The 25,999-nt window shown below is 37.2% G+C and carries 19 protein-coding genes; 9 read left to right on the forward strand and 10 right to left on the reverse strand.

The annotated features are described in order from the left end of the window. Positions 1-77 precede the first annotated feature (77 nt). On the forward strand, positions 78-497 hold the full coding sequence (locus tag NU887_RS02905; protein WP_258421853.1) for a Dabb family protein: 420 nt from the start codon (positions 78-80) through the stop codon (positions 495-497). A gap of 87 nt (positions 498-584) precedes the next feature. Here NU887_RS02905 and NU887_RS02910 read toward each other — a convergent pair whose 3' ends face one another. Next, a complete protein-coding gene (locus tag NU887_RS02910; protein ID WP_113924426.1) occupies positions 585-992 on the reverse strand; it encodes a hypothetical protein in 408 nt (135 codons plus the stop codon). A gap of 876 nt (positions 993-1,868) precedes the next feature. Between NU887_RS02910 and NU887_RS02915 the strand changes: the two genes are divergently transcribed. Continuing rightward, positions 1,869-2,477, forward strand: a complete 609-nt coding sequence (locus NU887_RS02915; protein ID WP_258421854.1) for a hypothetical protein — start codon at positions 1,869-1,871, stop codon at positions 2,475-2,477. A 340-nt stretch (positions 2,478-2,817) separates the two neighbouring features. Here the strand turns inward: NU887_RS02915 and msrB are convergent, their stop codons facing one another. Next, positions 2,818-3,963, reverse strand: a complete 1,146-nt coding sequence (gene msrB / locus NU887_RS02920; protein WP_338080958.1) for a peptide-methionine (R)-S-oxide reductase MsrB — start codon at positions 3,961-3,963, stop codon at positions 2,818-2,820. Positions 3,964-4,200: 237 nt separating this feature from the next. Here msrB and NU887_RS02925 point away from each other — a divergent pair, with 237 nt between their 5' ends. Together NU887_RS02925 and NU887_RS02930 are read left to right on the forward strand one after the other, a co-directional pair. Then, positions 4,201-4,779, forward strand: coding sequence for an outer membrane beta-barrel protein (locus NU887_RS02925; RefSeq protein ID WP_258421855.1), 579 nt, complete (start codon positions 4,201-4,203; stop codon positions 4,777-4,779). Between the two features lie 105 nt (positions 4,780-4,884). Next, on the forward strand, positions 4,885-7,587 hold the full coding sequence (locus tag NU887_RS02930; protein WP_258421856.1) for a PQQ-dependent sugar dehydrogenase: 2,703 nt from the start codon (positions 4,885-4,887) through the stop codon (positions 7,585-7,587). A 70-nt stretch (positions 7,588-7,657) separates the two neighbouring features. Here NU887_RS02930 and cas6 read toward each other — a convergent pair whose 3' ends face one another. The 5 genes from cas6 to NU887_RS02955 all read right to left on the reverse strand — a co-directional run bounded on the left by cas6 (position 7,658) and on the right by NU887_RS02955 (position 11,913). Then, positions 7,658-8,527 carry a CRISPR-associated endoribonuclease Cas6 gene (gene cas6 / locus NU887_RS02935; protein ID WP_113924433.1) on the reverse strand — a complete coding sequence of 290 codons (870 nt, stop codon included), beginning with the start codon at positions 8,525-8,527 and terminating at the stop codon, positions 7,658-7,660. 107 nt (positions 8,528-8,634) lie between these two features. Further along, complete coding sequence (gene ychF, locus NU887_RS02940; protein ID WP_258421857.1) at positions 8,635-9,732, reverse strand: redox-regulated ATPase YchF; 1,098 nt, start codon at positions 9,730-9,732, stop codon at positions 8,635-8,637. Positions 9,733-9,743: 11 nt separating this feature from the next. Next, positions 9,744-10,826, reverse strand: coding sequence for an AI-2E family transporter (locus tag NU887_RS02945; protein ID WP_258421858.1), 1,083 nt, complete (start codon positions 10,824-10,826; stop codon positions 9,744-9,746). Between the two features lie 121 nt (positions 10,827-10,947). Continuing rightward, positions 10,948-11,277, reverse strand: coding sequence for a DUF3276 family protein (locus NU887_RS02950; RefSeq protein WP_258421859.1), 330 nt, complete (start codon positions 11,275-11,277; stop codon positions 10,948-10,950). A gap of 288 nt (positions 11,278-11,565) precedes the next feature. Continuing rightward, positions 11,566-11,913, reverse strand: coding sequence for a 4Fe-4S dicluster domain-containing protein (locus NU887_RS02955; protein ID WP_258421860.1), 348 nt, complete (start codon positions 11,911-11,913; stop codon positions 11,566-11,568). A gap of 144 nt (positions 11,914-12,057) precedes the next feature. Between NU887_RS02955 and NU887_RS02960 the strand changes: the two genes are divergently transcribed. After that, on the forward strand, positions 12,058-13,071 hold the full coding sequence (locus NU887_RS02960) for an acyl-CoA reductase (RefSeq protein WP_258421861.1): 1,014 nt from the start codon (positions 12,058-12,060) through the stop codon (positions 13,069-13,071). Here NU887_RS02960 and NU887_RS02965 read toward each other — a convergent pair. After that, positions 13,066-14,820, reverse strand: coding sequence for a sensor histidine kinase (locus NU887_RS02965; protein ID WP_258421862.1), 1,755 nt, complete (start codon positions 14,818-14,820; stop codon positions 13,066-13,068). The genes NU887_RS02960 and NU887_RS02965 overlap by 6 nt on opposite strands. Before the next feature lie 484 nt (positions 14,821-15,304). Between NU887_RS02965 and NU887_RS02970 the strand changes: the two genes are divergently transcribed. Both NU887_RS02970 and NU887_RS02975 read left to right on the forward strand, forming a co-directional pair. Further along, positions 15,305-17,566 carry an aconitate hydratase gene (locus NU887_RS02970; RefSeq protein WP_258421863.1) on the forward strand — a complete coding sequence of 754 codons (2,262 nt, stop codon included), beginning with the start codon at positions 15,305-15,307 and terminating at the stop codon, positions 17,564-17,566. A 519-nt stretch (positions 17,567-18,085) separates the two neighbouring features. After that, on the forward strand, positions 18,086-21,037 hold the full coding sequence (locus tag NU887_RS02975) for a PAS domain S-box protein (protein ID WP_258421864.1): 2,952 nt from the start codon (positions 18,086-18,088) through the stop codon (positions 21,035-21,037). Here the strand turns inward: NU887_RS02975 and NU887_RS02980 are convergent. Both NU887_RS02980 and NU887_RS02985 read right to left on the reverse strand, forming a co-directional pair. Beyond that, positions 21,028-21,975, reverse strand: coding sequence for a tetratricopeptide repeat protein (locus NU887_RS02980; RefSeq protein ID WP_258421865.1), 948 nt, complete (start codon positions 21,973-21,975; stop codon positions 21,028-21,030). The two genes, NU887_RS02975 and NU887_RS02980, sit on opposite strands and share 10 nt — an antisense overlap. Then, a complete protein-coding gene (locus tag NU887_RS02985) occupies positions 21,956-23,035 on the reverse strand; it encodes an AI-2E family transporter (protein ID WP_258421866.1) in 1,080 nt (359 codons plus the stop codon). The genes NU887_RS02980 and NU887_RS02985 overlap by 20 nt, the downstream gene beginning before the upstream one ends. A 138-nt stretch (positions 23,036-23,173) precedes the next feature. On the opposite strand from NU887_RS02985, the gene NU887_RS02990 reads away from it, so the two are divergent. Together NU887_RS02990 and NU887_RS02995 are read left to right on the forward strand one after the other, a co-directional pair. Beyond that, positions 23,174-24,169, forward strand: a complete 996-nt coding sequence (locus tag NU887_RS02990; RefSeq protein ID WP_258421867.1) for a cation diffusion facilitator family transporter — start codon at positions 23,174-23,176, stop codon at positions 24,167-24,169. A 370-nt stretch (positions 24,170-24,539) separates the two neighbouring features. Continuing rightward, a complete protein-coding gene (locus NU887_RS02995; protein ID WP_258421868.1) occupies positions 24,540-25,976 on the forward strand; it encodes an amidohydrolase in 1,437 nt (478 codons plus the stop codon). The last annotated feature ends 23 nt before the right edge of the window (positions 25,977-25,999 follow it).

A 25,999-nucleotide genomic window follows, 5' to 3' on the forward strand; every position in this document is an offset into this window, starting at 1 on the left:
ATAAGAAAATTGGATAAACGGTCGAAACCATTCATCTTTATTTTTCAAATTGCCACCATAACCAAAAACCTTCAACCATGAGAAACTTAATGATTTTGGCTTTTTCGCTTCTGTTGTTTGCAGCTTGCCAAGCTCCCCAAAAAGAAGAGAAAATTATTGAAAAAGTAATCGAAAAAGAAATAGTGACTATGGACAAAGCACTGCGACATGTTGTTTTATTTAAGTTCAAAGATGGTACCGCTGAGGAGGATATTCAGAAAGTGGTAGATGCCTTCACCGCACTTCCATCAAAGATTGATGTCATCAAGTCAATCGAATGGGGAACCAATAACAGTCCTGAAGGATTGGATCAAGGCTTTACGCATTGCTTTTTTCTAACTTTTGCCTCTGAAGCAGACAGAGACATTTACCTTCCACATCCTGACCATAAGGCTTTTGGTGCAGTATTGGGGCCACATTTGGACAAAGTATTGGTAGTGGATTATTGGACTAAATAGTCAGAATGTAGAAAAATAAAAACTCCAACAGGTTCATTTCTGTTGGAGTTTTTTATTTGATTTTTTTGGAAAATTTAGATTCTCAGGTCAGTTTTTATTCATGGGCAACTCGGTATTGACCTCGCCCCTTCCGCCTATTTCGATGATTTCATAGACTACAACTTCGCTTGCGCCTCTCCAAGGTAATGAATTGAGGTATTCCTTATAACGCAATTCTACAAATTTTCCACCTGCACGCTCAAGCTGCTCAACAAGAGCTTCATTCTGAACACTGAATCTAAACTCGTTGCTTTGAAGGGCACCGGCAGTAGGACTTTGGAAACCTTCCTGAACGATACGGCCTTCCCAGGTTTTGAAGACGTATCCTTTTTTCTCAAAATAATTGAGCGTGCCGCCTTTGACACCTTCACTGAACACAAAGTAATACCTCCAATAGAATACTCCTGCAAGGATAATGATGAGGGCAAAAATGCCGATTTTTACGAATTTGTTCATGTTGGTTGGTTTTTAGATGCTTTAAACAATTACAGAAATTGTGCAATTTAAACTATAAATCTGAAAACCAATTTCTCATAAATGCTTCAATTAAACAACAATTTGTTTTGGCATTTATTTTTACATCATCCAAAGCCAAAAATCATTAATCCCTGAGCATAGAAAGGTGATCTCTAGGTGTAGACTCTGCCTATACCTTTTTATTTAGTAGAATTTGCAATTCATTTTACCAAGAATTACCTTTCGTTTGCTTGGTTGGTAGATTAGTCCAATTGCAAATTGGTAGGGATAGAAGGGTTGAATTACAAATTCATACCAGTCGCAGCATCAGGCATTAAACTACACCTAGTTGGGGTCGAAAGAATGATACTTAAATCTGGCCTAGACGAGCCCACTATATTCTTGATGCCCAAATAAAAAAAACTCAATTCTGGCGTCAAATTCGCGGTAGATCAATCTAAAAAGACTAAAGGTTATGAACAAGATAATTGGAATTATTATGTTAGTGGGAGTTTACTTTTTGGCTAAGGATGTTCTAAAAAAGGTCAAACCAGAAGATAAAAGAGAAGGTATAAAGATCGAAAAAATTAGAACTGCAGGAGGAACTATTATGTTGGCATTTTTAGCGCTGCTGCACCTATTTACTAAAGAGCCCTTTTGCGAATATTACCCTTCTTTTTGTGATCGGTTTCCAGGCTTCTGTGAGAATTTTCCCTATTTGTGCCGATGATTGTCCCATTCTGGGAGTAGAGTGGCTTAATCTCTAAGGGTAGGCAAATTCCATCCAGTCGAAGCATCAGAGGTTTGACTACTTCAAGGGTGGGCAGGAAATCAAATAGCTGACGGAATATTTAATTATAGAGAAACCAACAAACGATGAAATACACACTAATCATACTTTTGATTTTTCATGTGAATGCGGCATTCTCTCAGAAGGTTTCCACCTTAGATGAAGCAACACAATTTTTTATTTCTCTGCTAATGTTGCATGAACTAAACCCGATTGAGACATATGAGTCTCAAAAAATTAATGAAATCCTGAAAAATTCAGCCAAACAATATTTAGAAAATGAAAGCGCAGTCAATGAAGAAAAAGAGAAGATTTTATTAACTCTCTATGAGAACGGAAGGTCTGAATATGATGATTCAATTGATGAAAGAAGAATGAGAACAAGACGAGCAATATGCTTTATAGCACTGGCTTTCCAATCAGATCCATCTTGCAGGGATATTTTTGTTGAGTTTGCAAAATTTTCATTATCCTCATGCGATCAATTTTCCGAAGACAAATTGCTGGCAGAGGAGAAACTGGGAATACAATTGGTTGAATTGTTGTTTAAATTCGAGAACAATCAGCTTCAAAGACAGGATGTAACTCGTGTTGAAGAATTTCTAAGGGCAAACTCAACCAACTTAGCTTCAGATGTGAAACATAGAACATCATTATTTTTGGAGTATTTTATAGACAATTTAAGTAGACATTAATTCGCTTACCAGTTAGGGAATCCCCATCTGGGAGTAGGATGGCGTAACCGCTAAGGGTAGTTTGTAACTACCCTTTTCTATTATATGAATTTGTAATTCATTTTACCAAGAATTACCTTTCGCTATGGTGTTTGGTTGAATAGTCTAATTGCAAATTGGTAGGGATAGAAGGGTAGGACAAGGCGTTTGGAAATGATCCCTTAGGATCGTTTTAGCCTTGGGCCAGGTGCAGGGTAGGCAAATCCCACCCAGTCGCAGCATAAGACATTTGACTCCGTCAAGGATTTGGTTATCAATCGATGATTTTTTTGGGCTTGACTCAACTTTGTGCAGCATATTTTTAATCGACCACCCAAAGCCAATCTTTATAACCTTCTTTTTCCATGTCCTTTTTTGGGATGAATTTCATGGCGGCTGAATTCATGCAATACCGAAGTTTGGTAGGTTCGGGTCCGTCATTGAATACGTGCCCAAGATGGGAATCACCGAGTTTGCTCCTCACTTCCACACGCATCATTCCGTAAGCGGTATCGGTCGGTTTGCCGATGACGCGGGCATCGATCGGTTTGGTGAAACTCGGCCAACCTGAAAAGGACTCATATTTATCCGAAGAACTGAACAAAGGAACTCCCGAAACAATGCAGACATAGATTCCTTCTTCTTTGTTTTCATTGTAATCGTTGGTAAAAGCCCGCTCAGTTTCTTCGTGCATGGTGACTTGGTATTGAAGTTCTGTGAGTCTTTTTTTCAGTTCTGAATCAGAAGGTTTTTTGTATTTGTCTTCCAATTTTACTGGCCAATGTTTTGCAATAAATGCATCCCTTCCCGAACCTGTTCTGTAAGCATAATACTCGGTCGGATTCTTCTTATAATAATCCTGATGGTAATCTTCCGCCGGATAAAAGTTAGTAAACTTGATCAAAGGAGTTACGATGGGTTTGTCAAATTTACCTGATTGGGAAAGCTTTTGAAGGGAAGCTTCTGCAGCCGCTTTTTGAATTTTGTCATGGTAAAATACTGCAGAAGTATATTGAAATCCCCTGTCATAAAAGGAACCGCCCTCGTCCGTAGGGTCAAATTGCTGCCAGAAAATTTCCAATATCTCCGAATAACTGATGATATCAGGGTTAAATGTGACTTGTACAGATTCTCTGTGGGTTGTTTTTCCTCCTGATACATCCGAATAGGTTGGGTTTTTTTCTTTGCCACCGGCATAGCCGGAAACCACAGATACAATACCGTCAACTCCCTCAAAAGGAGCTTCTATACACCAAAAGCATCCACCCGCAAAAGTGGCCAAAGCTGTTGGTCCATCATAAATTTCTTCAGGAGCATCGGAATTTTCACTTTTTTGTTTTCCATTTTCTGCCTGTGAGCAGGAAAACACCAAAAGACTGAAAGTAGGTATTAATACCAGATAAAGGATTTTTTTTGAAAAGGCCATGATCTTATTGACTGTTTTGACTATTGAATTTGAATGGGGCATGATTTTAGATAATTGGCATACTTGGGATTCGGTTGCTGTCTATGAAGGCAATTGAATGACGGACATCTTATTGACATTCAAATTATACAAGAATCCGGAAGATATACGTTTACTAACAGCAAATCAGATGAATGTGTTTGCAAAGATTAACAATTGCTCAAAAAAGATTTGTCAGATATGCGTCAACCATGACATCATTTGCTGAAAATATATTTCAATTCACATAAACCAACTATTATGAAAACTACATTGAAAACCAGCGTACTCATGTTTGTCCTGATGGTATTTTTCCATTCAGGGTATTCTCAAACCGGTGGAGGGTTTGGAATCAAAGGAGGATTAAATTACAATTCAAACGGACAGTATTTTAAGGATGCTGAGGCGATTTGGGGATCTCCAAAAAATAACCTTGGTTACCATTTGGGATTATTCGGGAAGGTAAATGCAGGACCTGTTTTTCTCAGACCGGAACTCAATTATACCAATTTAAAATCAGAAATCAATTCGGTCCAATTGCAAACCCAACGACTTGATGCTCCGGTTTTGGTAGGAATCAATCTTCTCGGGCCTCTGGTTTCGGTATTTGCAGGACCATCTTTCCATTACTACATAGAAGACGAATTGCGGGACTTCGAATTTGACAAATTCAATGCAGGGTATCAATTTGGAATCGGACTCAATCTTGGGAATGTCGGATTGGATCTCAGGTATGAGAGAGTGCTCAACGGGCAAACCGTAAACATTGATAATGTCTTTACAGGAGATGGTGATTTCAGATACCAACAATTGATGCTCGGCCTATCATTTAAATTTTAATTACTCCAAAATCCATTTGTTAAATCCCCTAGCCTCTAGGGGATTTTTTTATTTGTTTAAACCTTATTTTCTATATCTTGGTCTTATCTCAAACCCATAAGGCCCATGAAATCATTTTTGTCCATTATTCTTTTTTCAGCGATGGTTACTGTTTTTGCCTCCTGCCAAATTGAAGAGGAAAAATTTGTCACCGAAAAACCTGAAGACAGCCGTTTTACCAAAGTCCCCTTGGTGGAAAAACTAGATGAACCCATGGAATTGGAAGTTCTCAGTGATGGCAGGGTAATTTTCATTGAAAGAAAAGGCAAAGTAAAAATGTATGAGCCATCAAATGGCGGCACCAAAGAAATAGGCTTTCTTGATGTTTTTTATGAAAGCGAGGATGGATTGTTAGGTTTGGCCAAAGATCCTGGATTTGATAAAAATCAGTGGATCTACCTTTATTATTCGCCTTCAGGTTCAATCAGTATCAACCGCCTGTCGAGATTTACGCTTGTAAATGACATGATTGATATAGCTTCAGAAAAAATCATGTTGGAGATCCCGCATTATAGAGGTTGTTGCCATAGCGGTGGATCCCTTGAATTTGATAGTAAAGGAAATCTTTTTCTTTCTCTAGGAGATGATACCACCCCTTTTGAATCTGACAATTACAATCCCATTGATGAACGAAAAGGAAGACCTGAAAATGTGGATGCGCAGAGAAGTTCTGGCAATAGCAATGACCTGCGTGGAGGTATTTTGAGAATCACACCTCAACCTGACGGTACTTACACCATTCCCGAAGGCAATCTTTTTCCCGTTGGAACTCCGGATACCCGTCCAGAGATTTATGTCAAAGGAAATAGAAACCCATTCAGAATCTCGGTAGATCAAAAAAACGGGAATTTGTATTGGGGAGAAGTTGGACCTGATGCATCTAATGATAGCCTTCGAAGGGGGCCAAGAGGATACGATGAAGTTAATCAAGCCAAGAAAGCAGGCTTCTTTGGATGGCCTTATCTGATTGCCAACAATAAGCCTTATTGGTATTATGATTTTGAAAAACAGGAAAGCATTTTTGAATATGATCCCAATGCACCAGTCAACAATTCTCCAAACAATACCGGAGTCAAGCAACTTCCACCTGCCCAACCGGCATTTATCTGGTATCCCTATGCTGATTCTGAGGATTTTCCCCAATTGGGTTCAGGAGGACGCAATGCCATGTCAGGACCGGTTTATTACCACGATATGTTTCCAAAAACTGAAGTGAAATTTCCAAAATACTACCATGGCAAATTGTTTATTTATGATTGGATGCGGAATTGGATCTTTACTGTCACAATGGATGAGAATTCCGATTTGGATTCCATGGAAAGATTTCTTCCCAGTGTAGTTTTTGATAAGCCGGTGGACATGCAGTTTGGGCCTGATGGTGCACTTTATGTGCTTGAATATGGCACGTATTGGTCTGCTCAAAACGATGATTCAGGATTGTACAAAATAGAATTCAGTGCCGGAAACAGAAAACCTATAGCGAAAGCTTCTGTTGAAAAAAACCAAGGTGCAGCGCCCTTTACCGTTCAATTCTCGAGTGAAGGAAGCATGGATTTTGATAAGGAGGATAGTTTGTTGGTATATGAATGGGATTTTGAAGGAACAGGCAAAGTGCAGTCCCGTGACCCAAATCCATCATTTACCTTTGAAAAAACAGGGATATTCAAGCCGATTTTAACTGTCCGTGATGGTGATGGCAAAACTGATACTTATCAATTGGAAGTAACAGTTGGCAATGATCCTCCTCTAATTTCGGTAAAAATGGACCATAACCAATCGTTTTATTGGGGAAATCCATCGATTGATTACCAAGTAATGGTTATGGATAAAGAGGATGGTGAAATCCAAGAGGAAAAGATCTTGGTAACTTGGGATTATTTAGAAAATGGTTTCGATAGGGTTGAGGCCGCAGAAGGGCATCAAATAGAATTACCTTCAGCTACTTTGATGGGACAAAACCTTACCGTAAAGAGTGGCTGCAACGCCTGTCATGGTATCGATAACCCATCCATAGGACCAAGTTATGTTTCGGTGGCGGTCAAATATGAAAGTGATCAGGAAGGGAAAAATTACTTGATTCAAAAAATCACAAATGGTGGGGGTGGAGTATGGGGTGAGCGCCAAATGCCAAGCCACTCCCATGTTCCAAAAGGAGACATTGAAGCGATGGTAGATTATGTGCTTTCCCTATCTCCAAATAAGCAATCAAGTCCCAAAAACCGAATTGCGGCTCAGGGTAGTTTAAAACTAGACCAACATTCCAAAACGAATCAAAACGGGACGTATTTATTGACAGTGAGCTATCAGGATAATGGTTCAAATGGGATTTCTCCAATTTTAAGAAGGGAGCAGATAGTGCTCAAAAACCCTTTGTTCTTGGCAGCTGAAGCTGATTTTTTTGAAGGGACCGCAAAGGTAAATTTACAGGATTCGAAAATGGTCAAATTCACTGAACATCAATCTTACATAGGATTTTCTGGTATTGACCTTTCAGATGTTAAAAAATTGGTTTTTTCTATCGATCCTAACCAGAAAACAGGTTGGTTGGAAGTAAGGGTAGGAGGTCAGGAAGGAAGAATCATCGGAAAAACCCCTGTTATAAGTGAGGCAAACCGACCAAGGGACAATAGAAACAAATGGTTTGATTACAGCTTGGAATTAGAGCCAATGACTGGTAGGGATGATGTGTATTTCGTTTTTAAAACAGAAACCGGTGTGGATATTTGGGGCTCCTTCTTGATGAATACAGTCAGATTTGAAAAAGATTGAAAAGGAATTTAAAAGAAATTATCAGATGGATAAAACAAAAAAACCGGCTTGAGACCGGTTTTTTGTTATTTTAAAGTTCCTCTTGTCCTTCTTCCATTTCCCCGGACTTAGGTCTGTCTTGGGCTTTGTAAGGGATGAAACCTTCTCTTTTGAACTTATATGGTTCAGCACGTTGGTTAGGAGCGTGGTTTGCAAGGTCTAGCATACCAAATCCTTTGTGGGTGAAAGCACCCAAGCCGCACTTAAACACGAAGTCTTGTACCTCTGGAGCGGCATACAAAGTAAAGGGAAGTGTATACCCTCGTACCTCATATTTCACATCCATGTCGTAAACGGAGTAGATTCTGGCAAATTTCTTTTGCTGCTCTCTCAGCTTATTAACATAATTCATGTCAGGTACAACTTGGAATTTGTAAAAAGATTCCATTTGTTCTTGGTTGTACCATCCTGATCTTTCCATCCTAGTAAGGGTAGATTCATACAACAGATCAGAAAATTCATCTGTATCCGGGTTGATAAATCTTTTCCCTGATTCATCATTGAAAGCAGGAGTCAACAATACCAAAGGAGAAATACAAACAAATTTGTTTGATACCTCTAATGTTGGTTCTGTTTCCTGTTCAGTGTACTCAGGGGAAAGGATTAGGTTTCCTAACTCAATTTTAGGAGTTTCGAATACCTGCTCCAGCAAATAGTCCATAAATTCTTCATTGGGTGATGAAAGCACTAGAGTGACTAAGCTCGAGTAGTAGTGAAGTCCGCTTCGACTAACTTTGGTCTGACCTTTTAGACCAGAGAAATTGAAGTAATTGTAGTTAAAAAACTCCTCCCTTCCACCTTTGACAATCAATCCCTTCAGGAATTGGGCCAAGATGTACTGATGGTGAAAGGGTAAGTAAGCCCCTTTGTTTTTTAACGAAAATATTAATCTTATTCTCACGGTTTTAATAAAAATAGAAATGAAACAATAATTTAAATTTTGCTTTTATTTGATATTCACACTAATCACGGTTCTTGCAAAAGTACAAATTAATTTTACAAATTTTGTTATACATTGAATCTAAAATGCATGATATCCCCGTCCTGAACTACATATTCTTTGCCCTCAATCGATATTTTTCCATTTTCCCTGCATCCTGCTTCTGATTTATACATTTCGTAGTCCGAAAGTTTGATTACTTCAGCTTTTATAAATCCTCTTTCAAAATCAGTATGGATTACACCCGCAGCTTGAGGGGCTTTCCATCCTTTTTTGATGGTCCATGCCCGGACTTCTTGGACACCTGCAGTAAAATAGGTGATCAGGTCAAGTAATTTGTACGCTCCTGAGATCAATTTGTTTAAACCGCTTTCGTCTAAACCATATTCTCCCAAGAACATTGATTTTTCTTCTGCATCATCCAATTCAGCGATTTGGGACTCAATGGCGGCACAAAGAATGATGACATCAGCATGCTCTTCTTTCACTTTCTCTCTCAGTTGATCTACATATTTGTTGCCTGTCAGGAGGCTTTTTTCATCGACGTTGGCAACATAGAGTACAGGCTTGATGGTCAAAAGATGAAGGTCTCTTACAGCTTCGAATTCTTCTTTGTCAATTGAAACCGCTCTTGCATTTTTTCCGGCTTCGAGTTCAGATTTGAATGTTTGGAGGACTTCAAGGTCTTTTCTTGCCCTTGCATCTCCGGATTTTGCTATTTTTTCAATCCTTGCTATTTTTTTATCTATTGATTCCAAATCCTTGAGCTGCAATTCAGTGTCAATTACTTCCTTGTCAAATTCCGGATCCACACCACCTGCCACATGGACAATGTTCTCGTCATCAAAGCATCTGATTACATGGATGACAGCATCCACTTCTCTGATATTGGCCAGGAATTTATTGCCCAAGCCTTCTCCTTTACTTGCGCCTTTAACCAAGCCTGCGATGTCCACAAACTCGATGACTGTGGGAACGACACGATTTGGTTTGACAAGTTTTTCCAAAATGGTCAATCTTGCATCAGGAACAGTCACTACCCCGACATTGGGTTCTATTGTACAAAAAGGAAAATTAGCAGCTTCAGCTTTAGCAGAAGAAAGTGCATTGAATAAGGTTGATTTTCCAACGTTGGGTAAGCCAACGATGCCACATTGTAAAGCCATTAATATTTTTTTTACATTTTAAAGATTCGGTATTCTCGGTAACCTCTATAAAATTCCAATACAGATACCCTGAATATGGTATAAACCGGTATTGCAAAGATCATCCCAAGGATACCGGAGATTTTCGCACCGGCAAAGATAATCACAAAAATTTCAAGCGGATGTGCTTTTACAGATTTGGAGAAAATCAATGGCTGCAAAATGATGTTATCTGTTAATTGAACAACTCCAAATACGGAAAGAATTTTAACAACCATAAAGGTAATCTCGTTTGAATTTTCAAAACTTCCAGTCGAAAGTCCGACGATTACCCCAAATGTGGCACCCAAGATCGGTCCTGCATATGGAATCAAATTGGCCACAGCAGCAAACATAGCAATAGTCAATGCGTAATCAATTTCCATCAATGTAAGCCCAATTGCTGCAAGGGAAAAAATGCAGGTGATCTGTATCAAAAGCGCTACAAGGTAATTGGAAAGCAATCTTTCAACCTTATTGAAGGTGGAAACAGATAATTCAAAATAAGGATTGGGAATCAAATCCATGATATTCCTTCTCAAAAGTCCATTTTCTAGCAATAGGAAAAAAGAAATGAAACCTACCGCCATGATTCCTACCAAAAATGAACTTGTGGTATTGACAATGGTATTGACTATCCCTTGATAATTAATTGATCCAAAACTTGAAATCAGTGTCTCCCGCACCTGCAAAATCAAAAATCCCGGATCACTTTTTACAATTTCATATTTGATCAATAAATCCTCAACTTTTCCAACAGGATTTTGGATTTGTTCATATAGGTAATCAAGGTCGTAGGATGAAATGACTTTTATTTGGGCACTTATCAAGGGAATGAAAAGTAAGCTTATCAGAAAAATCAATGTCAGGACCATCCCAAATGACAATAAAATTGCAAGCCACCTGGGAGTATGCTGTCCAATGACATGGAATGAATTAATCCTATTGGTCAAAGGCCGAAGAATGGCTGCTAACACCAATGCAAAAATAAAATAGAATGTGATGTTTGAAAAATACCAGCCAACAATGCCTAAAATAGCTATAAAAAATAAAAGGATAAAAACAGGTTTTTTCATATGTAGACGAAATATAGGAAAAAGAAACAACCACTAGGGCATCTGCAATTATGGAATAATGCAAACGACTTTAAAATCCCGCTACAGCTGATTCTTTTTCCTTTTTATAAAAAAGTTGGGACTATTCCCACTTTAACTCGTCATCTAATTCGGTTTCGGATTCCTCGACATCATATTGTGAGAAATCAACCTCAGGCATCAAATCATGCTTGACATGGTCTACGGCATTTTGCAAAGCTTCAATGAACTTCCCGAAATCTTCTTTGTAGAGAAAAATTTTATGCTTTTCAAAAACAAAGTTATCACCCTGCATTCTTCTTTTACTTTCAGTAATCGTAAGGTAATAGTCGTTTGACTTTGTTGACTTTACATCAAAAAAGTAAGTTCTCTTACCTGCTTTTACTCTTTTTGAGAAGATTTCTTCTCTGTCATTTCCTCTGTGATCTTCCACTTGCCAAAGTTTTTGTTTGATTAAGCTGTTATTTTGAGGACAAGTTAAATCAATTCAAAAATCATATTCAAGGGATTATCTAGATTTTTTTAACAGAACCCGACCATTATCTGATTATTTAGGCAGTTTCAGGTGATTCTTTGCTTCGAAATTAAATTGCCAGGGATTATCAAGATGGCTTTGGCCGCCCAGTAATGAAAAGTTGTAGCGATTTATTTGAATATTTCTTCCGGGAAGTTGATAAACTTTGAGTATTTCTTGAACAAAAAAAGAGGGAATCTCCCTCTTTTATTCACCATGCATGAAAAGTTTTTTAGACATCAGATCTTCCTCTGATTCTCTGTGATCCGGATCGTCTACACAACAATCTACCGGGCAAACTGCAGCACATTGAGGTTCTTCATGAAATCCTGTGCATTCTGTACATTTTTCAGTGACTATATAGTAAAACTCATCTGATACGGGTTCTTGCTTTTCATTGGCATCTACTACAGTCCCATCGGAAAGTGTGACTTCCTTTAACTTGGTACCGCCTGCCCAAGTCCATTCAATTCCACCCTCGTAAATGGCAGTATTAGGACATTCTGGTTCGCATGCACCGCAATTGATGCATTCATCGGTTATCATTATAGCCATAATCCTTATTTTTTGTTGCCCAAAATTAACAATCAAATAACCAATCCTGCAATAAAAAGTTGTTATGCTAAGTAATTTATTTTCAACACAGCAAAAATCATTTTTATATTGAATTGGATATCTTTGCCAAAATTACCAAAAACAATGACCCTCGAGGAGAGAATTGACGCATTTGCAAGGCTGGGAGATTTTATCGAAAAAATTTCATCAGAGGAATTATCCGATTTATACAGAAGGGTAGAAAACAACAACAATTGGTTTACTCCTGAGCAGGTAAAAAATTCGCTTGACGCTCTTTTGCTTTTTCTAAATAAAGAAAAATTAGCGGATTGGCTTTTTAAATATGACCTGTCTGAAGTAAGAAATCCCAAATCTGTAGGAATTCTTATGGCTGGAAATATACCTGCAGTTGGGTTTCATGACATGATGTGTGTCCTTTTAAGCGGACATCGTGCAAATGTCAAAACAAGTTCTTCGGATCAAATACTGATCAATTGGTTAATTAATAAGCTAATTTCAATTGAACCAAGATTTGGACAATTTATTCTTGTGGAAGAAATGCTTAAGAATAAAGATGCTTACATCGCCACAGGTAGTGATAATTCTGCTAGATATTTTGATTATTACTTTGGAAAATATCCCAATATCATCAGAAAAAACAGGATATCTGTAGGAATCTTGGATGGAAGTGAGACAAAGGAGGAATTTCTTGAATTGGCCAAAGATGTCTTCCAATATTATGGCTTGGGATGTAGGAATGTTTCCAAAATCTTTGTTCCCAACCGGGAAATTCTTATCTCATTCTTGGATTCAATTGAGGATTTTAGAGAAGTTGCAAGCAACCATAAATACTTTCATAATTATGAGTATAACAAGTCCATTTTGCTGGTTAACAGAGAAATGCACCTAGATAATGGATTTCTAATACTTCAAGAAAGCAAAGGACTTGTTTCTCCTATTTCGGTTCTTTTTTATGAAGTTTATGAGAGTCAAAATGATCTCAATGAGTTGATTTTTTCTGTAAATGACAAAATTCAATGCATTGTGTCCAACAACGGTTGGTTTCAAGGTAGTCTACCGTTTGGCAAAGCCCAATGTCCTGCTTTGGATGAATATGCCGATGGGATTGACACCATGGCGTTTTTGAAAAATCTATGAATTTTCATTTTTGGGTAGGCTGAAGCTGAATTCACTTCCTTTTCCATGTTGGCTTTGAATTTTTAATTCCCCTCCGTTTTTTATGACATAATCATGCACCAAAAGCATTCCAAGGCCTGTTCCTGATTCTTTGTCCTTTCCGATCGTAGTAAACGATTCACGGTTTCTAAGTTTTTCCAGATTTTCTTCTGAAATACCAAGTCCTGTGTCTTTGATTTTTACTGTGACATTATCCTCATTTTCTTTTAGAAAAACAGTCAACAAATCACCTTTGCCTGAAAATTTTATGGCATTACTGATAAGATTTCTAATAGCCAAATCAATCATGTTTTTATCAGCATATACCTGAAGGTTACCATATTTCTGAAGTGAAAGTGTAATCCCCTTTTCTTGGGTCTTTTTCTCAAAAAGAGAAACCTGTTGGTCTACTAATTTATCAAGTTCAAAAGTCCTTTTATCCAAAAATTCCCCTTTCAATTGACTGCTTGTCCATGCAAGCAAGTTTTCCAAAAGAATGGAAACTGAGTCCATGTTTTTATTGATTTCGGGCAGGATGTCTAAAAATTCCTTTTGACTGATGACACCTTCAAAAGAAAGTTTGATCAATTCTCTGATTCCGAAAATCGGACCTTTTAAGTCGTGAGAGATGATTGTGAAAAGTTTGTCTTTAAGCGAATTTAGATTTTTGAGTTCTTCAGCTTGGTTTTTTATTTGGTTTTGGATTGATTTTTTTTGGGTGATGTCCTCAAAAATAATCATCATTCCCAATGAATTTCCTTTTTTATCGTTTATAGGCACATATTCTACGGAAAGGTCTTTTTGCCCGGAAGTTAAACTCAAAGAAGATTCTATGCTGATCTTTTTTTGCTCGTTCAGCTGGATTTCAAATTGAGAATCTTTTCCAAAAATATCTTCAAGCCTTTTTCCAATAAAATTTGAAACGGGACGCTCAAGAATTTTTGTCATGAAGGGATTGAAATCTATGATTCGGGAATTAGGATCTAATACAAGTATTCCTTTGCTGATTACTTCAAAAACCTTGTCCCTTGCAATCGGTTTTATACTGAAAAGATCAAATCTGATCAGGCCTATCCCGACAAAAATATACATGATCAAAAAGGCATAAGGTGTAAGGTCAATGTGGCCGAAAGGCCTAAATCCAAGCAGATAAAAAATATTGAAAGCCCATGGGAACAGACCGGCCAAGAGTAAAAGGTTGTTTTGTTTCTTGAAAACCGGATCTGCATTTTTGAATTTGTACAGCAGAATAATTATTCCAAAAAAAAGAGAGATATAAAAAAAGGAAAGATGTATGAAATACCATGGTCCCGGCTGTATAGCTAACAATGGAAAAGGGCCAGAATTATCTACCATTACATTCCTGTAGTGTAAATGATGAAAAGAATTGGTAAAGACCATGAAGTAGGTAATTACCGGTATTCCAAAAACCAATAGTGCAAACTTTGTGTGGGTATACCTCTCCAATCCGGTATATTTCAGGCAAAACCAAAGCCAAGCCCCCGGAGCCAAAGCGATCCCTATATATTCGATTTTTATCCAAAAAAGCATGGTTTCGAGGTTTTTGCTTGATAATTCAAAACCATATGCGAGCGCCCAAATGGACACAAATAGCATGGTAAATGCAAACCACCTCACAGAATCCCCCAATCTGTAAATGATTACAGTTGAAATTGCTGCTACAATGATTCCCGAAAACAGGAGGGTTACAGAAAAAATATTTAATTCCAAAATTATTTGGATTTGATTTTACTAGAAATGTAAACATTTTTAGAACCAAAGGACAGGAATTTTCAAAACCTAATTTAAGAATTATTATTTCAGGAAAAGATATATAGTTAGAAATGTTTGGCAATTTTTTGATAAAATACATTTATCCAAATACCAAAAAGGTATTTTTAAAATTAAATTTAAAAACCCCATTCTTTAATTTATTCTCATTTTAAGATAGAATTAATATTAAAAATTTGATAAACGGGAAAGGGATTTTGGCAAAAACTTAAAAACTCCACAACGAACAAAGTTTACAGCCGTAAGTGTAGTAACGCTTGGATAGGAGACAGACCAAAAACTTATTCAGTGGGTACCTAGTGTTTTGAAATTTTTTGGCTAAATAAAAAGAACAGCTTACATGAAAACACTTCCAATTTTGCCCTGTTTTTTTATCTTTGCGAACGATTCAAATAACCTTTTCAACATTTAAATACAATTCCCAATGGCATTTGATATAGAAATGATCAAGGCGGTCTACTCCAAATTTCCTTCAAGGATAGAAGCTGCCAGGATAGCAGTAGGAAAACCACTGACCTTGACCGAAAAAATATTATATGCACACTTGACTTTAGGCGAAGCAAATTCGCCTTTTGAAAGGGGTGTGTCATACGTTGATTTCAACCCTGATAGGGTAGCCATGCAGGATGCTACTGCTCAAATGGCACTTTTGCAATTTATGCAGGCCGGAAGATACAAGGTGGCGGTACCTTCAACCGTGCATTGCGACCACCTGATCCAAGCAGAAATTGGGGCTTTGGCAGATTTGAAAAAGGCAAACGACAAAAATAAAGAGGTTTATGATTTCCTTTCATCTGTTTCAAATAAATATGGTATAGGATTTTGGAAACCCGGTGCAGGAATTATACACCAAGTGGTTTTGGAAAATTATGCCTTTCCCGGTGGAATGATGATCGGAACTGATTCACATACTCCGAATGCAGGTGGTCTTGGGATGATCGCAATAGGGGTAGGTGGTGCAGATGCCTGCGATGTCATGGCCGGATTGCCTTGGGAGCTGAAGTTTCCAAAACTGATTGGAGTTAAATTGACCGGAAGACTTTCAGGCTGGACTTCAGCCAAAGATGTTATCCTTAAGGTAGCGGGCATTCTTACAGTTAAAGGTGGAACAGGTGCTGTCGTAGAATATTTTGGAGATGGTGCAAGGTCCCTATCCGCAACAGGAAAAGGCACAATCTGTAACATGGGAGCTGAAATCGGTGCTACGACTTCAATTTTTGGTTATGATGAAAAATCAGAAGCATATTTGAGAGGTACCGAAAGAGGCGATATTGCTGATATGGCAAATACCATTAAGGCTCACTTAACAGGCGACCAAGAGGTGTATGCCAATCCTGAGAAATATTTTGATCAAGTGATTGAAATTAACCTTTCTGAACTTGAGCCTCATGTCAATGGACCATTTACTCCGGATTTGGCTTGGCCAATTTCAAAATTTGCGGCAGCTGTAAGAGAAAATGGATGGCCTTCCAAATTAGAGGTTGGTTTGATTGGTTCATGTACCAATTCCTCTTATGAGGATATTTCTAGAGCAGCTTCATTAGCCCAACAAGCAGTAGATAAAAAACTAAAAGCCAAATCTGAGTACACCATAACTCCGGGTTCGGAACAGGTTAGATTTACAGTTGAGAGAGATGGATTCCTAGGTATATTTGAAAATATGGGTGGAGTAGTTTTGGCTAATGCTTGTGGGCCATGTATCGGTCAGTGGGCAAGACATGGTGCTGAGAAGCAAGAAAAAAACTCCATTATAACCTCTTTTAACAGAAATTTTGCTAAGAGAGCGGATGGCAACCCAAATACACATTCATTTGTAGCTTCTCCTGAAATAGTAACTGCATTGGCCATTGCAGGTGACTTGACTTTCAATCCAATGACAGATTCACTCGTCAATGAAGAAGGAAATTCAGTCAAATTGGAAGAGCCAAGCGGACTTGAATTACCTACCAAAGGTTTTGCGGTAGAGGATGCAGGTTATCAAGCTCCTGCAAAAGACGGTTCAAAAGTAAGTGTCCTTGTAGATCCAAAATCTGAAAGATTACAGTTGCTCGAACCATTCAAAGCATGGGAAGGAACTGACCTGAAAGGTTTAAAGCTTTTGATCAAAGCGAAAGGAAAATGTACCACTGACCACATTTCCATGGCCGGACCTTGGCTTAGATTTAGAGGTCATTTAGACAATATATCTAACAACATGCTTATAGGTGCAGTCAATGCTTTCAACCTAGAGACAAACAAAGTTAAAAATCAACTTACCGGAGAACATGGTGAGGTTCCGGCCGTACAGCGTCATTACAAGAAGCATGGGATTGGCTCAATAGTAGTAGGAGATGAGAATTATGGAGAAGGATCTTCAAGAGAGCATGCTGCCATGGAACCAAGGTTCTTGGGTGTTAGGGCAATTTTGGTTAAATCATTTGCCCGTATTCATGAAACTAACCTCAAAAAACAGGGAATGTTGGCCTTGACATTTGCCAATCCATCTGATTATGATTTAATCCAAGAGGATGATGCGATCGATATTGTAGGTTTGGCTGATTTTCAGCCCGGTGTTCCATTGACAGTTGTGTTAAATCATTCTGATGGAACCAAAAATGAAATTGAAGTCAATCATACATATAATGAAGGTCAGATTGGTTGGTTTGTTGCAGGATCTGCATTGAATTTGATTAAGGAAGAAATTTGATCTCAAAAAATTAAAATAAAATAAGGCTGTAGATTCAATTCTACAGCCTTTTTATTTGTCAAAATTTCCTCAAAAATCAAGGCAAATAAATGCTTGAAACAAATCAAGTAAAGCAGTAAATTTTCTGGTCTATTTGTTTTTAAATTGAGGAGGTAGAAAAATGGGATTTTTTGTAAATTCATGTTTGATTCTGTAAATGTCAATCTAAGAATTTCCAAGTAATGCAACCGACGGTTATGTTGTAATTAATTATTCTAAGCTTAGCAATTGAATATTGATGCTATGAAATATCGATTATAGATGGCTAGTAGAGCTTTTAGCCTCTGAATGTTACAAGATCCTTGATTTAGTTTGTTCCGAAAATATTTGTTACTGATGTAAACAACATTTTTTTATATATTTAATTACAATTTATTTGTGTCAAAAAACAATTTAATGTATGTTTACAGCATGAGTTCCAAAAGAGCTTAACACCCATTACAAAGAAAAATTATTTAAGTTTCCAGCGCATTGTTTCTCATGAAGGAAAGAGGTATAAACAATACATTCAAGAAGATTATATACGAATCCTCGGAGATGGTTTTCTTGGCTGATGATACTTACCCTTACAATATTTTTTATACCAATGAAGCATTTGATAAAACAATTGGAGAAAAATTAGAGGACAATACTTTGGTCGGTTTGGGATTGGACATCAACTCTTATATTTTCAGTGAGGAAATGATCATCAATTTTCTAGATCAAGAATTTGTATTCAATATAGAATTGCCTCAGGAAAATGGGTCAAATTATTTTCTTTTTTACAAAGGAAAAGAAATGAGGGCTCAAGGAATGCCTACTAAAAAGCAGACAGGATTATTTTTCAAAAACGTTCAAGACCTTATTGGGATTGGCCAAGAAAATTTTCTGACATGGATAAGCAATTCAGTAAAAGACATTCTTGGATATTCTCCTGCTGAAATGACCAACGTAGAATTATGTCAATTTTTTCATCCCGAAGATTTACCAAAGGTTCATCAACTGGTATTGGCCGGTAAAAATGAAATCACAAATAGTCATTTTGAAGCGAGAATGCTTTCATCGCGTGGAGATTATAAATGGATAGACTGGAATGTCAATTTTGTTGCGGGTGAATTTTATGCAGTAGGAAGGGATATCACCGAGGAAAAACTTGCCCAAGAAAAAAATGATTGGAAAAATGAATTGACCAATTTAGGTGAAATTGTTTCTAAATCAGGTGTTTGGGAGATAGCTATACCTGAAAACAATGTAATTTTAAGTGATGGACTTTATGCGATTTTTGAGACTGAAAAGGGGCGAAACTTTAATATAGATCAAATTATTACTTTTTTCTTACCGGAATTCCGGTCTGTTTTTCAAAAATCATTAACCGAATTAATGGCAATTGGAAAGGATTTTGACTTAAAACTCAAGATAAAAACCAATTCATCAACTGAAAAGTGGGTAAGAATTATCGGTAAGGGGCAGTTCAAAGAAAATTCCGTTTCCAAAGTATTTGGCACAATAAGAGATATTTCTGATGAAAATGACTTATTAACAGAACTTGGGCTATATAAGGAAATGTTTGAACATTCACCTGAATCAATTTTGATATCCAACATTTCTGGAGAGATTATTTTTACAAACCAAGAAGCCAATCAAAAGTTGGGAATTGTTCCAAAATCGGGATATTCCTTTAAAATTGGAGATTTTGAAACCAAGTTTAGTGTAGAGGCTGATTGGGAGAGTCATATTCACCAATTGACAAATGAAAATAACCTCATTTATAAAACCCAATATACCAATCTGGACAAAACAGAAATTCACATGGAGGTGAACTCCTGTCTTGTGGAAATCAACCAAATAAAATATATTCTTTCATTTGCAAGAGATATCACTGAGAGGGTAGGTTTAGAAAAAACACTCCAAGAGTCTTCTGAATTTTTACTTCATTTGACAGAACAGGTTCCGGGAGCTCTATATCAGTTTGTTCTTGATAAAGAAGGACAGATGAAATTCTCTTACCTGAGTCCGGGCATCAAAGAGTTGCTTGGTATAAAGGAAGGTGAATTGAAGGATTTCAGCGATATCAGTCTTGCTATCAACAAAGTTCATTCGGAAGATATTGCTCTTGTCCTGACATCGACAGTTACTTCAGCAAGGACCTTAAAGCCATGGAATTGTCAATTTAGAGTAAGGGAAAAAACCGATGGTCAATTCAAATGGGTATATGGTGCAGCTAAACCAGAGCAATTGGAAAGTGGAGATGTGGTTTGGTACGGTTATCTGACAGACATCACCGATCAGAAAAAATTTGAAGAAAATCTAAAAAGTGCCCGTGAACAGGCAGAAAGAGCAAGTCAGATCAAATCGGAATTTTTATCGATGATCAGCCATGAATTGAGAACTCCACTCAATGCAATATCTGGTTCCGTATATACCCTACTTCAGGATGACCACACTTCCCATCAGGCCTCAGCATTGAATACGATCAATTTTGCGGTCGATAACTTAATCATTATGATCAATGATCTACTTGATTATCAAAAAATCGAAGCCGGGAAACTTACCTTAGAAAATAACCCGATGAATTTGAAAGAGGTTGTCAATCAGGTGGTCAAAGGTCTTGAATTCCATGCAAAAGATAGTAGAAATAAGCTTGTTTTGAACATTCAGGAAGAATTGAATCAAGATGTCAAAGGTGACAAAGTAAGGCTTGCCCAGGTTTTAAATAATCTGGTGACTAATGCCCTAAAATTCACCAATAATGGAGAAGTCGAGATAAATGTAAGGCTCAGTGAAAATTCTGAAGAAAAAATTAAAGCATATTTTTCTGTAAAAGATACAGGAATAGGAATTGCCAAAGAACATCAGTCCAGAATTTTCAATCAGTTTGATCAAATCCAACATTCATTCAGCAAGAAATATGGTGGTACCGGTTTGGGGCTTTCCATCACCAAAAGATTGCTTGAACAGATGGATAGTCAGATAGGGCTTGAATCGGAATTAGGTTTGGGATCTACTTTCTTCTTTGAAATTGTTTTTGAAAAAACCAAAAAACAGTTAATTCCAATACAACAGAAGGAAAACGTTTCCTTATTGCCTTTCAGTAAAATCAAATTATTGATGGCTGAAGACAATGATGTAAACGCTCTTGTGCTCGGGAAAATCATCAAAAAATGGGGCATTGATTATGATAGGGTAAATAATGGTCAAGAAGCTGTGGATGCTGTCAAAAATGAAAAATATGACTGTGTTTTAATGGATATTCAAATGCCTGTCATGGATGGTTTTGAAGCAACCAAAATCATTAAAACTATTTCCAATATTCCAGTTCTTGCACTTTCAGCCGCAGCCAAACAGGATTTAATTGAAAAAATTGACCAAAGTGGATTTACGGGGTATGTTTCAAAGCCTATCGATGCCTCTGAATTATTGAAGAAAATAAAAGAGGTCTTAAATCAATCTTGATTACATTTTGCAATATATTCTTTGACCATTTCCATGTCAGGATCTTTTTTATTTACCTCATCAAAATAAGTTAAAGCCAATTCTTTTTGACCTTTATAAAAATAGTAAATCCCTTTATTTCTAATGGCATACAGGTTTTTGGGATTTTGCTTCAAACTGTAATTGATGTCTTCTAGCCCTTTTTCATATTCCCCCAAATATATATGATACAGTCCACGGTTATTAAAATAAAAAGCTTCTTTTGGATTTAAGCTGATAGCTTTTTCTATCCATACCATTGCCTTTTCAAAATCTTTTGATTCAAAAGAAAGCATAGCCCTGAGGTTATAAATGTTTGGTTCTTGGGGATTTAGTTTTTCTGCTCGATCCAGAGCAAAATAGGAAGCATCAAATTCTTTTAAATAATAATGGAGTGTGGCTTTGTTGATCAAGACTTCATAATTTTCGGGTTGCAGTTCAAGTGATTTCTCGAATTCCTCAAGTGCCTCATCGTAATTTTTCATTTTTTCCAATACCAAACCGGTTAAAAAATGACCTTTCCAACTTTTGGGAAGAATTGAGAGAAGATTTTTACTGTCTTCCAAAGCTTTATAATATTCACCATTATCCATTAGGCTTACTCCTCGCTGAAAAAGAGCCAAAGAATCGCCGGGATTTTTCTCTAATATTGCCGAATAATCAGCGATTGCCTCATCAAATTTGTTGAGCTGTTGAAAGACCAAAGCTCTATTATACAAAGCGTCTTTGTATTCTGGGTCAATCAAAAGTGCTTCTGAATAGAAATCGATGGCAGTTTGAAGGTCATTTTCCTTCAGTTTTTCATTTCCTTTAAGTAGAAACCTTCCTTTTTTGGTTTCTACATTATCACATGAAAACGCTAGCAACGTCCCTAAAAGAAAGATGGTGGCTATTTTGAGTTTATTCTTTAATGGATTCAATGTTGTTTTTTTCTTCGCCCAATAATAAAGCATAAGGTTTTGTTGCATCAGTAAGTTCAAATATTTCCCTTAAAACCGCCAAAGAAGGTATAATAAGAATCATTCCGACTACACCCCAAATTGATGCACCCACCAAAAGACCCAAAAAAGTAGCAAATGCATTCAGGTTGACATTTCCACCTACAATTTTTGGGGTTAAGAAATTTGCTTCGATTGTCTGGATCAATTGGAAGCTCACAACTATAGCAATTGGGTAAAATAGGCCATCTTTGGTTAAGAATGCAAAGACAACAGGTAAAATCAAAGCAATAAAGGGTCCCAAGTAAGGAACGATATTAAGTACCGCTGCAAATACCCCGAAAAAAATCGCATGTTTGATTCCTAGTCCAAGTAACACTGACGTGTTTAAGATGGCCAAAATCACCATTACTTTTAATACGCCAACTACATAACTCTGAACAACTTTTCTCAAAATTAGTATTTCCTTTTTCACTTTTTCCTTATCGTGTCTTGGGAAGAGCCCTGCTAGGAACAAAGTAAGGTGGTCACGATAAAGAAGGAAAAAGAAGCTGAAAACAGGTAACAAAATTACTATAGACAATGATCCAATTGTTCCGAACACGAATTCAGCTAAACTTGAACCGTGGGATTGTATCCAATCTATCAAATAATGCTTGTCTATTCCATTTCCAATTCCGGATTCTATTTGAAAATTTTCCAAAATATACTGATCAATCTGAGCAAGGTAGACATTAAGTTTTTCCCTTACATTTCCAATGTCTTTACTGAATGAAGCAATTTGAAAAACGATAAAAGCCATTAGCCCTAAAAACAAAATCAAGCCCGATACCAATGATATGACAGTACTAAATACCCGGGAGATCTTTTTTGTTTCAAAAAAATCTGACATTGGTGTGAGTAAAATAGATATCAGTCCCGCCAAAAATAAGGGCACTAAGAGACTTTTTCCAATTATCAAAATAAAAACTAAAACTACTATCAGCATCAAAACTGCAAGCGCCTTAAGGTAGGGCGGTAAATTTATATTGCTTTGGCTCATAAAATATTATAAATGAAATAATTAAAGGATATAGATAAAGCTTATGGTAGTTTCTTTTCATTAAAAACAATCAAATCAATTATGAAAATGAAAACCCATTAAATTTAATTCTATTTTTAACAGTTCAAAAACATTGAAGTGGAAAGAGAAAAGACTATTTGGATCAGGATTTCATTTATTGTCAGTTTTGTACTCTTGATAATTAAATTTTATTCCTATTACATTACCAATTCTACCGCGATTCTTACCGATGCTTTGGAGAGCATTGTAAATGTAGTGGCGGCAGGATTTGCAACATATAGCATTTATCTTAGTTCGAAACCAAGGGATGAAAATCATCCTTATGGACATGGAAAAATTGAATTTTTTAGCGCCGGTGTTGAGGGAACATTAATAATATTGGCAGGCCTATTTATTATTTATCAATCTATTTATAGCTTTTTTTTTCCAAGTACTTTGGACAATCTGTTTGAAGGTATTTTACTGATTACGATTTCGGGTACAGTCAATGGAGTTTTGGGTTTGATACTTCAAAGAAGAGGGAAAAGCCTCAATAGCATAACTTTGGAGGCAAGTGGCAAGCACCTGATGACAGATACATTGACAAGCTTTTTATTGATATTGGGGGTTTTGGTTATATTAGTGACAGGTTATCAGTTTTTGGACTCGATTATAGCTGTAATTTTCTCTTTTTACATTTTATTTTCAGGTTATGGATTAGTGAGAAAATCAGTGGCAGGACTTATGGATGAGTTAGATCCAACTGCTATTGACTCTACAGTTAAAACAATCAATCAAAAACGAAAGCCAAGTTGGATAGATATTCACAATATGAGAGTGCAGCAATATGGTGGGGATAGACATATTGATTTGCATCTGACATTGCCTTACTATTATGACCTTAAACAAGTGCATGATGAAGTTGAGGAGCTAGAACATGCTTTGGAGGATGCCTGGCCAGGAATCATGGAAGTGTTTGTTCATGCTGACCCTTGTATTCCAGATAAATGTTGCCATTATTGTCAAATCATAGATTGTCATGTTAGAAAAATTCCGATTGACACAAAAATTGAATGGACTTCTTTGAATATGTCTAAAAATCAAAAGCACTATCATGACATAATCAAGCAATAAAATTCTAAAACGTAAAAAAAATTAAAATATTTTATGTCTATTTTCAAGAATACAATTAACTTAGTATATTCAACAAAAAAAAAGCTATGAACGAGGACAAACAATTTCGGGTACTGTTAGCGGTAACTTCCGTCGTATGGTTAATTCTAGTTGGAGTTCTAATCATAATCTAACGAGATATTAAGGTTTTAAGCTGTACCTACTCATACAGCGAATGCTTTTCAAATGGATTAAGGAGTTTAAAAAGGGATATGTATAAACATATCCTTTTTTTATTTTTTTATTTTGGCGATTTCTGTTTCGTTTTAATTCCCCTATACTTATTTTTAAAATACTTAATCAAAACAAATTTTATATAAACATAATCGGTATGAAGAGAATATTACTTGGATTATTTGGGCTAATAATTTGGTTTCCAATTCTAGCTCAAGAACCATCACATGAAGCATTTATTGTAAAGCAATTGGATGCAAATACTGAAAGGTTTTCCAAAGCGGCCAGAGAGATTTGGGAAAATCCCGAATTGGGGTTTTTGGAAGTTACTAGCTCAAAGGTTTTGATCGACGAATTAAAAGCTTCAGGTTTTAACGTTGAGGTTGGTGTTGCAGGAATGCCTACGGCTTTTGTTGCAACATATGATAAGGGCGGTCCTGTCATTGGTTTTTTGGCTGAATATGATGCACTCCCCGGATTGTCTCAGGATGCAGTTCCCTACAGGTCAGTCATTGTGGAGGGAGGTAATGGGCACGGATGTGGTCACAATCTTTTCGGGACCGCAGTAGTTGCTTCAGGTGTGGCTTTAAAAGAATGGATTGATGCAAACAATATCAAAGCAACCATTAAAATCTTTGGTACCCCGGCTGAGGAAACTGGAGGAGGGAAAGTCTACATGGCCCGTGATGGCATTTTCAATGGTGTGGATGCTGTCATCAACTGGCATCCGTCCGATAGAAATGCAGCTAACGCCTCTACCTGTAATGCAGTAATCGGTGGGAGATTCAGGTTTTACGGAGAGACAGCCCATGCAGCAGGTTCTCCACAAAGAGGAAGGTCTGCCTTAGATGCAGTAGAGGCAATGAACATGATGGTAAACATGATGCGTGAGCATGTGGATCAAGAAAGTAGAATCCATTATATTATTTCGAGCGGAGGCTTAGCACCAAATGTTGTTCCGGATTTTGCTGAAGTGAGGTACATGATCCGCCATCCTGATATTACAGAATTGAAAGATATGTGGGCCCGAATCGGAAAAGCTGCAGAAGGTGCGGCCATGGGGACAGGAACAAGAGTAGAAATTGAATTGGCGTCAGGGCTTTATGGCTTACTGCCAAATGAAACTTTGGCAAAGCAGATGCATAAAAACCTGAGCTCACTCGGAGGAGTTGAGTATGATGAGGAAGAAATTAAATGGGCTACAGAAATCCAAAAAACCTTTAACTCCCCCAAAGTACCTTCTTTGGATGTCGCAAAGAAAGTCCAGCCTTATGCATTAAATTTCTTTCCAGCATCCACTGATGTTGGTGATGTAAGTTATGTAGTGCCAACAGTCGGTTTGGGAACAGCTACTTGGGTTCCTGGAACTGCCGCACATACATGGCAGGCTGTTGCTGCCGACGGAATGAGCATAGGATTTAAGGGAATGATGCTTGCAGCAAAAACTATGGCCTTGACAGGAAAGGACTTGATTTTAAATCCGCTTATCATCCAAGAAGCAAAAAAAGAATTTGACGAAAGATTGGGAGGTCTAAAATATGAAGCGCTAGTTGGCGACAAAGTGGTTCCTCTCGATTTTAATGTTACCAAGTAGGATCAAAACCTTTTGATATTCCG

The sequence above is a fragment of the Aquiflexum gelatinilyticum genome (genome assembly GCF_024741135.1).
GTDB classification, from domain to species: domain Bacteria; phylum Bacteroidota; class Bacteroidia; order Cytophagales; family Cyclobacteriaceae; genus Cognataquiflexum; species Cognataquiflexum gelatinilyticum.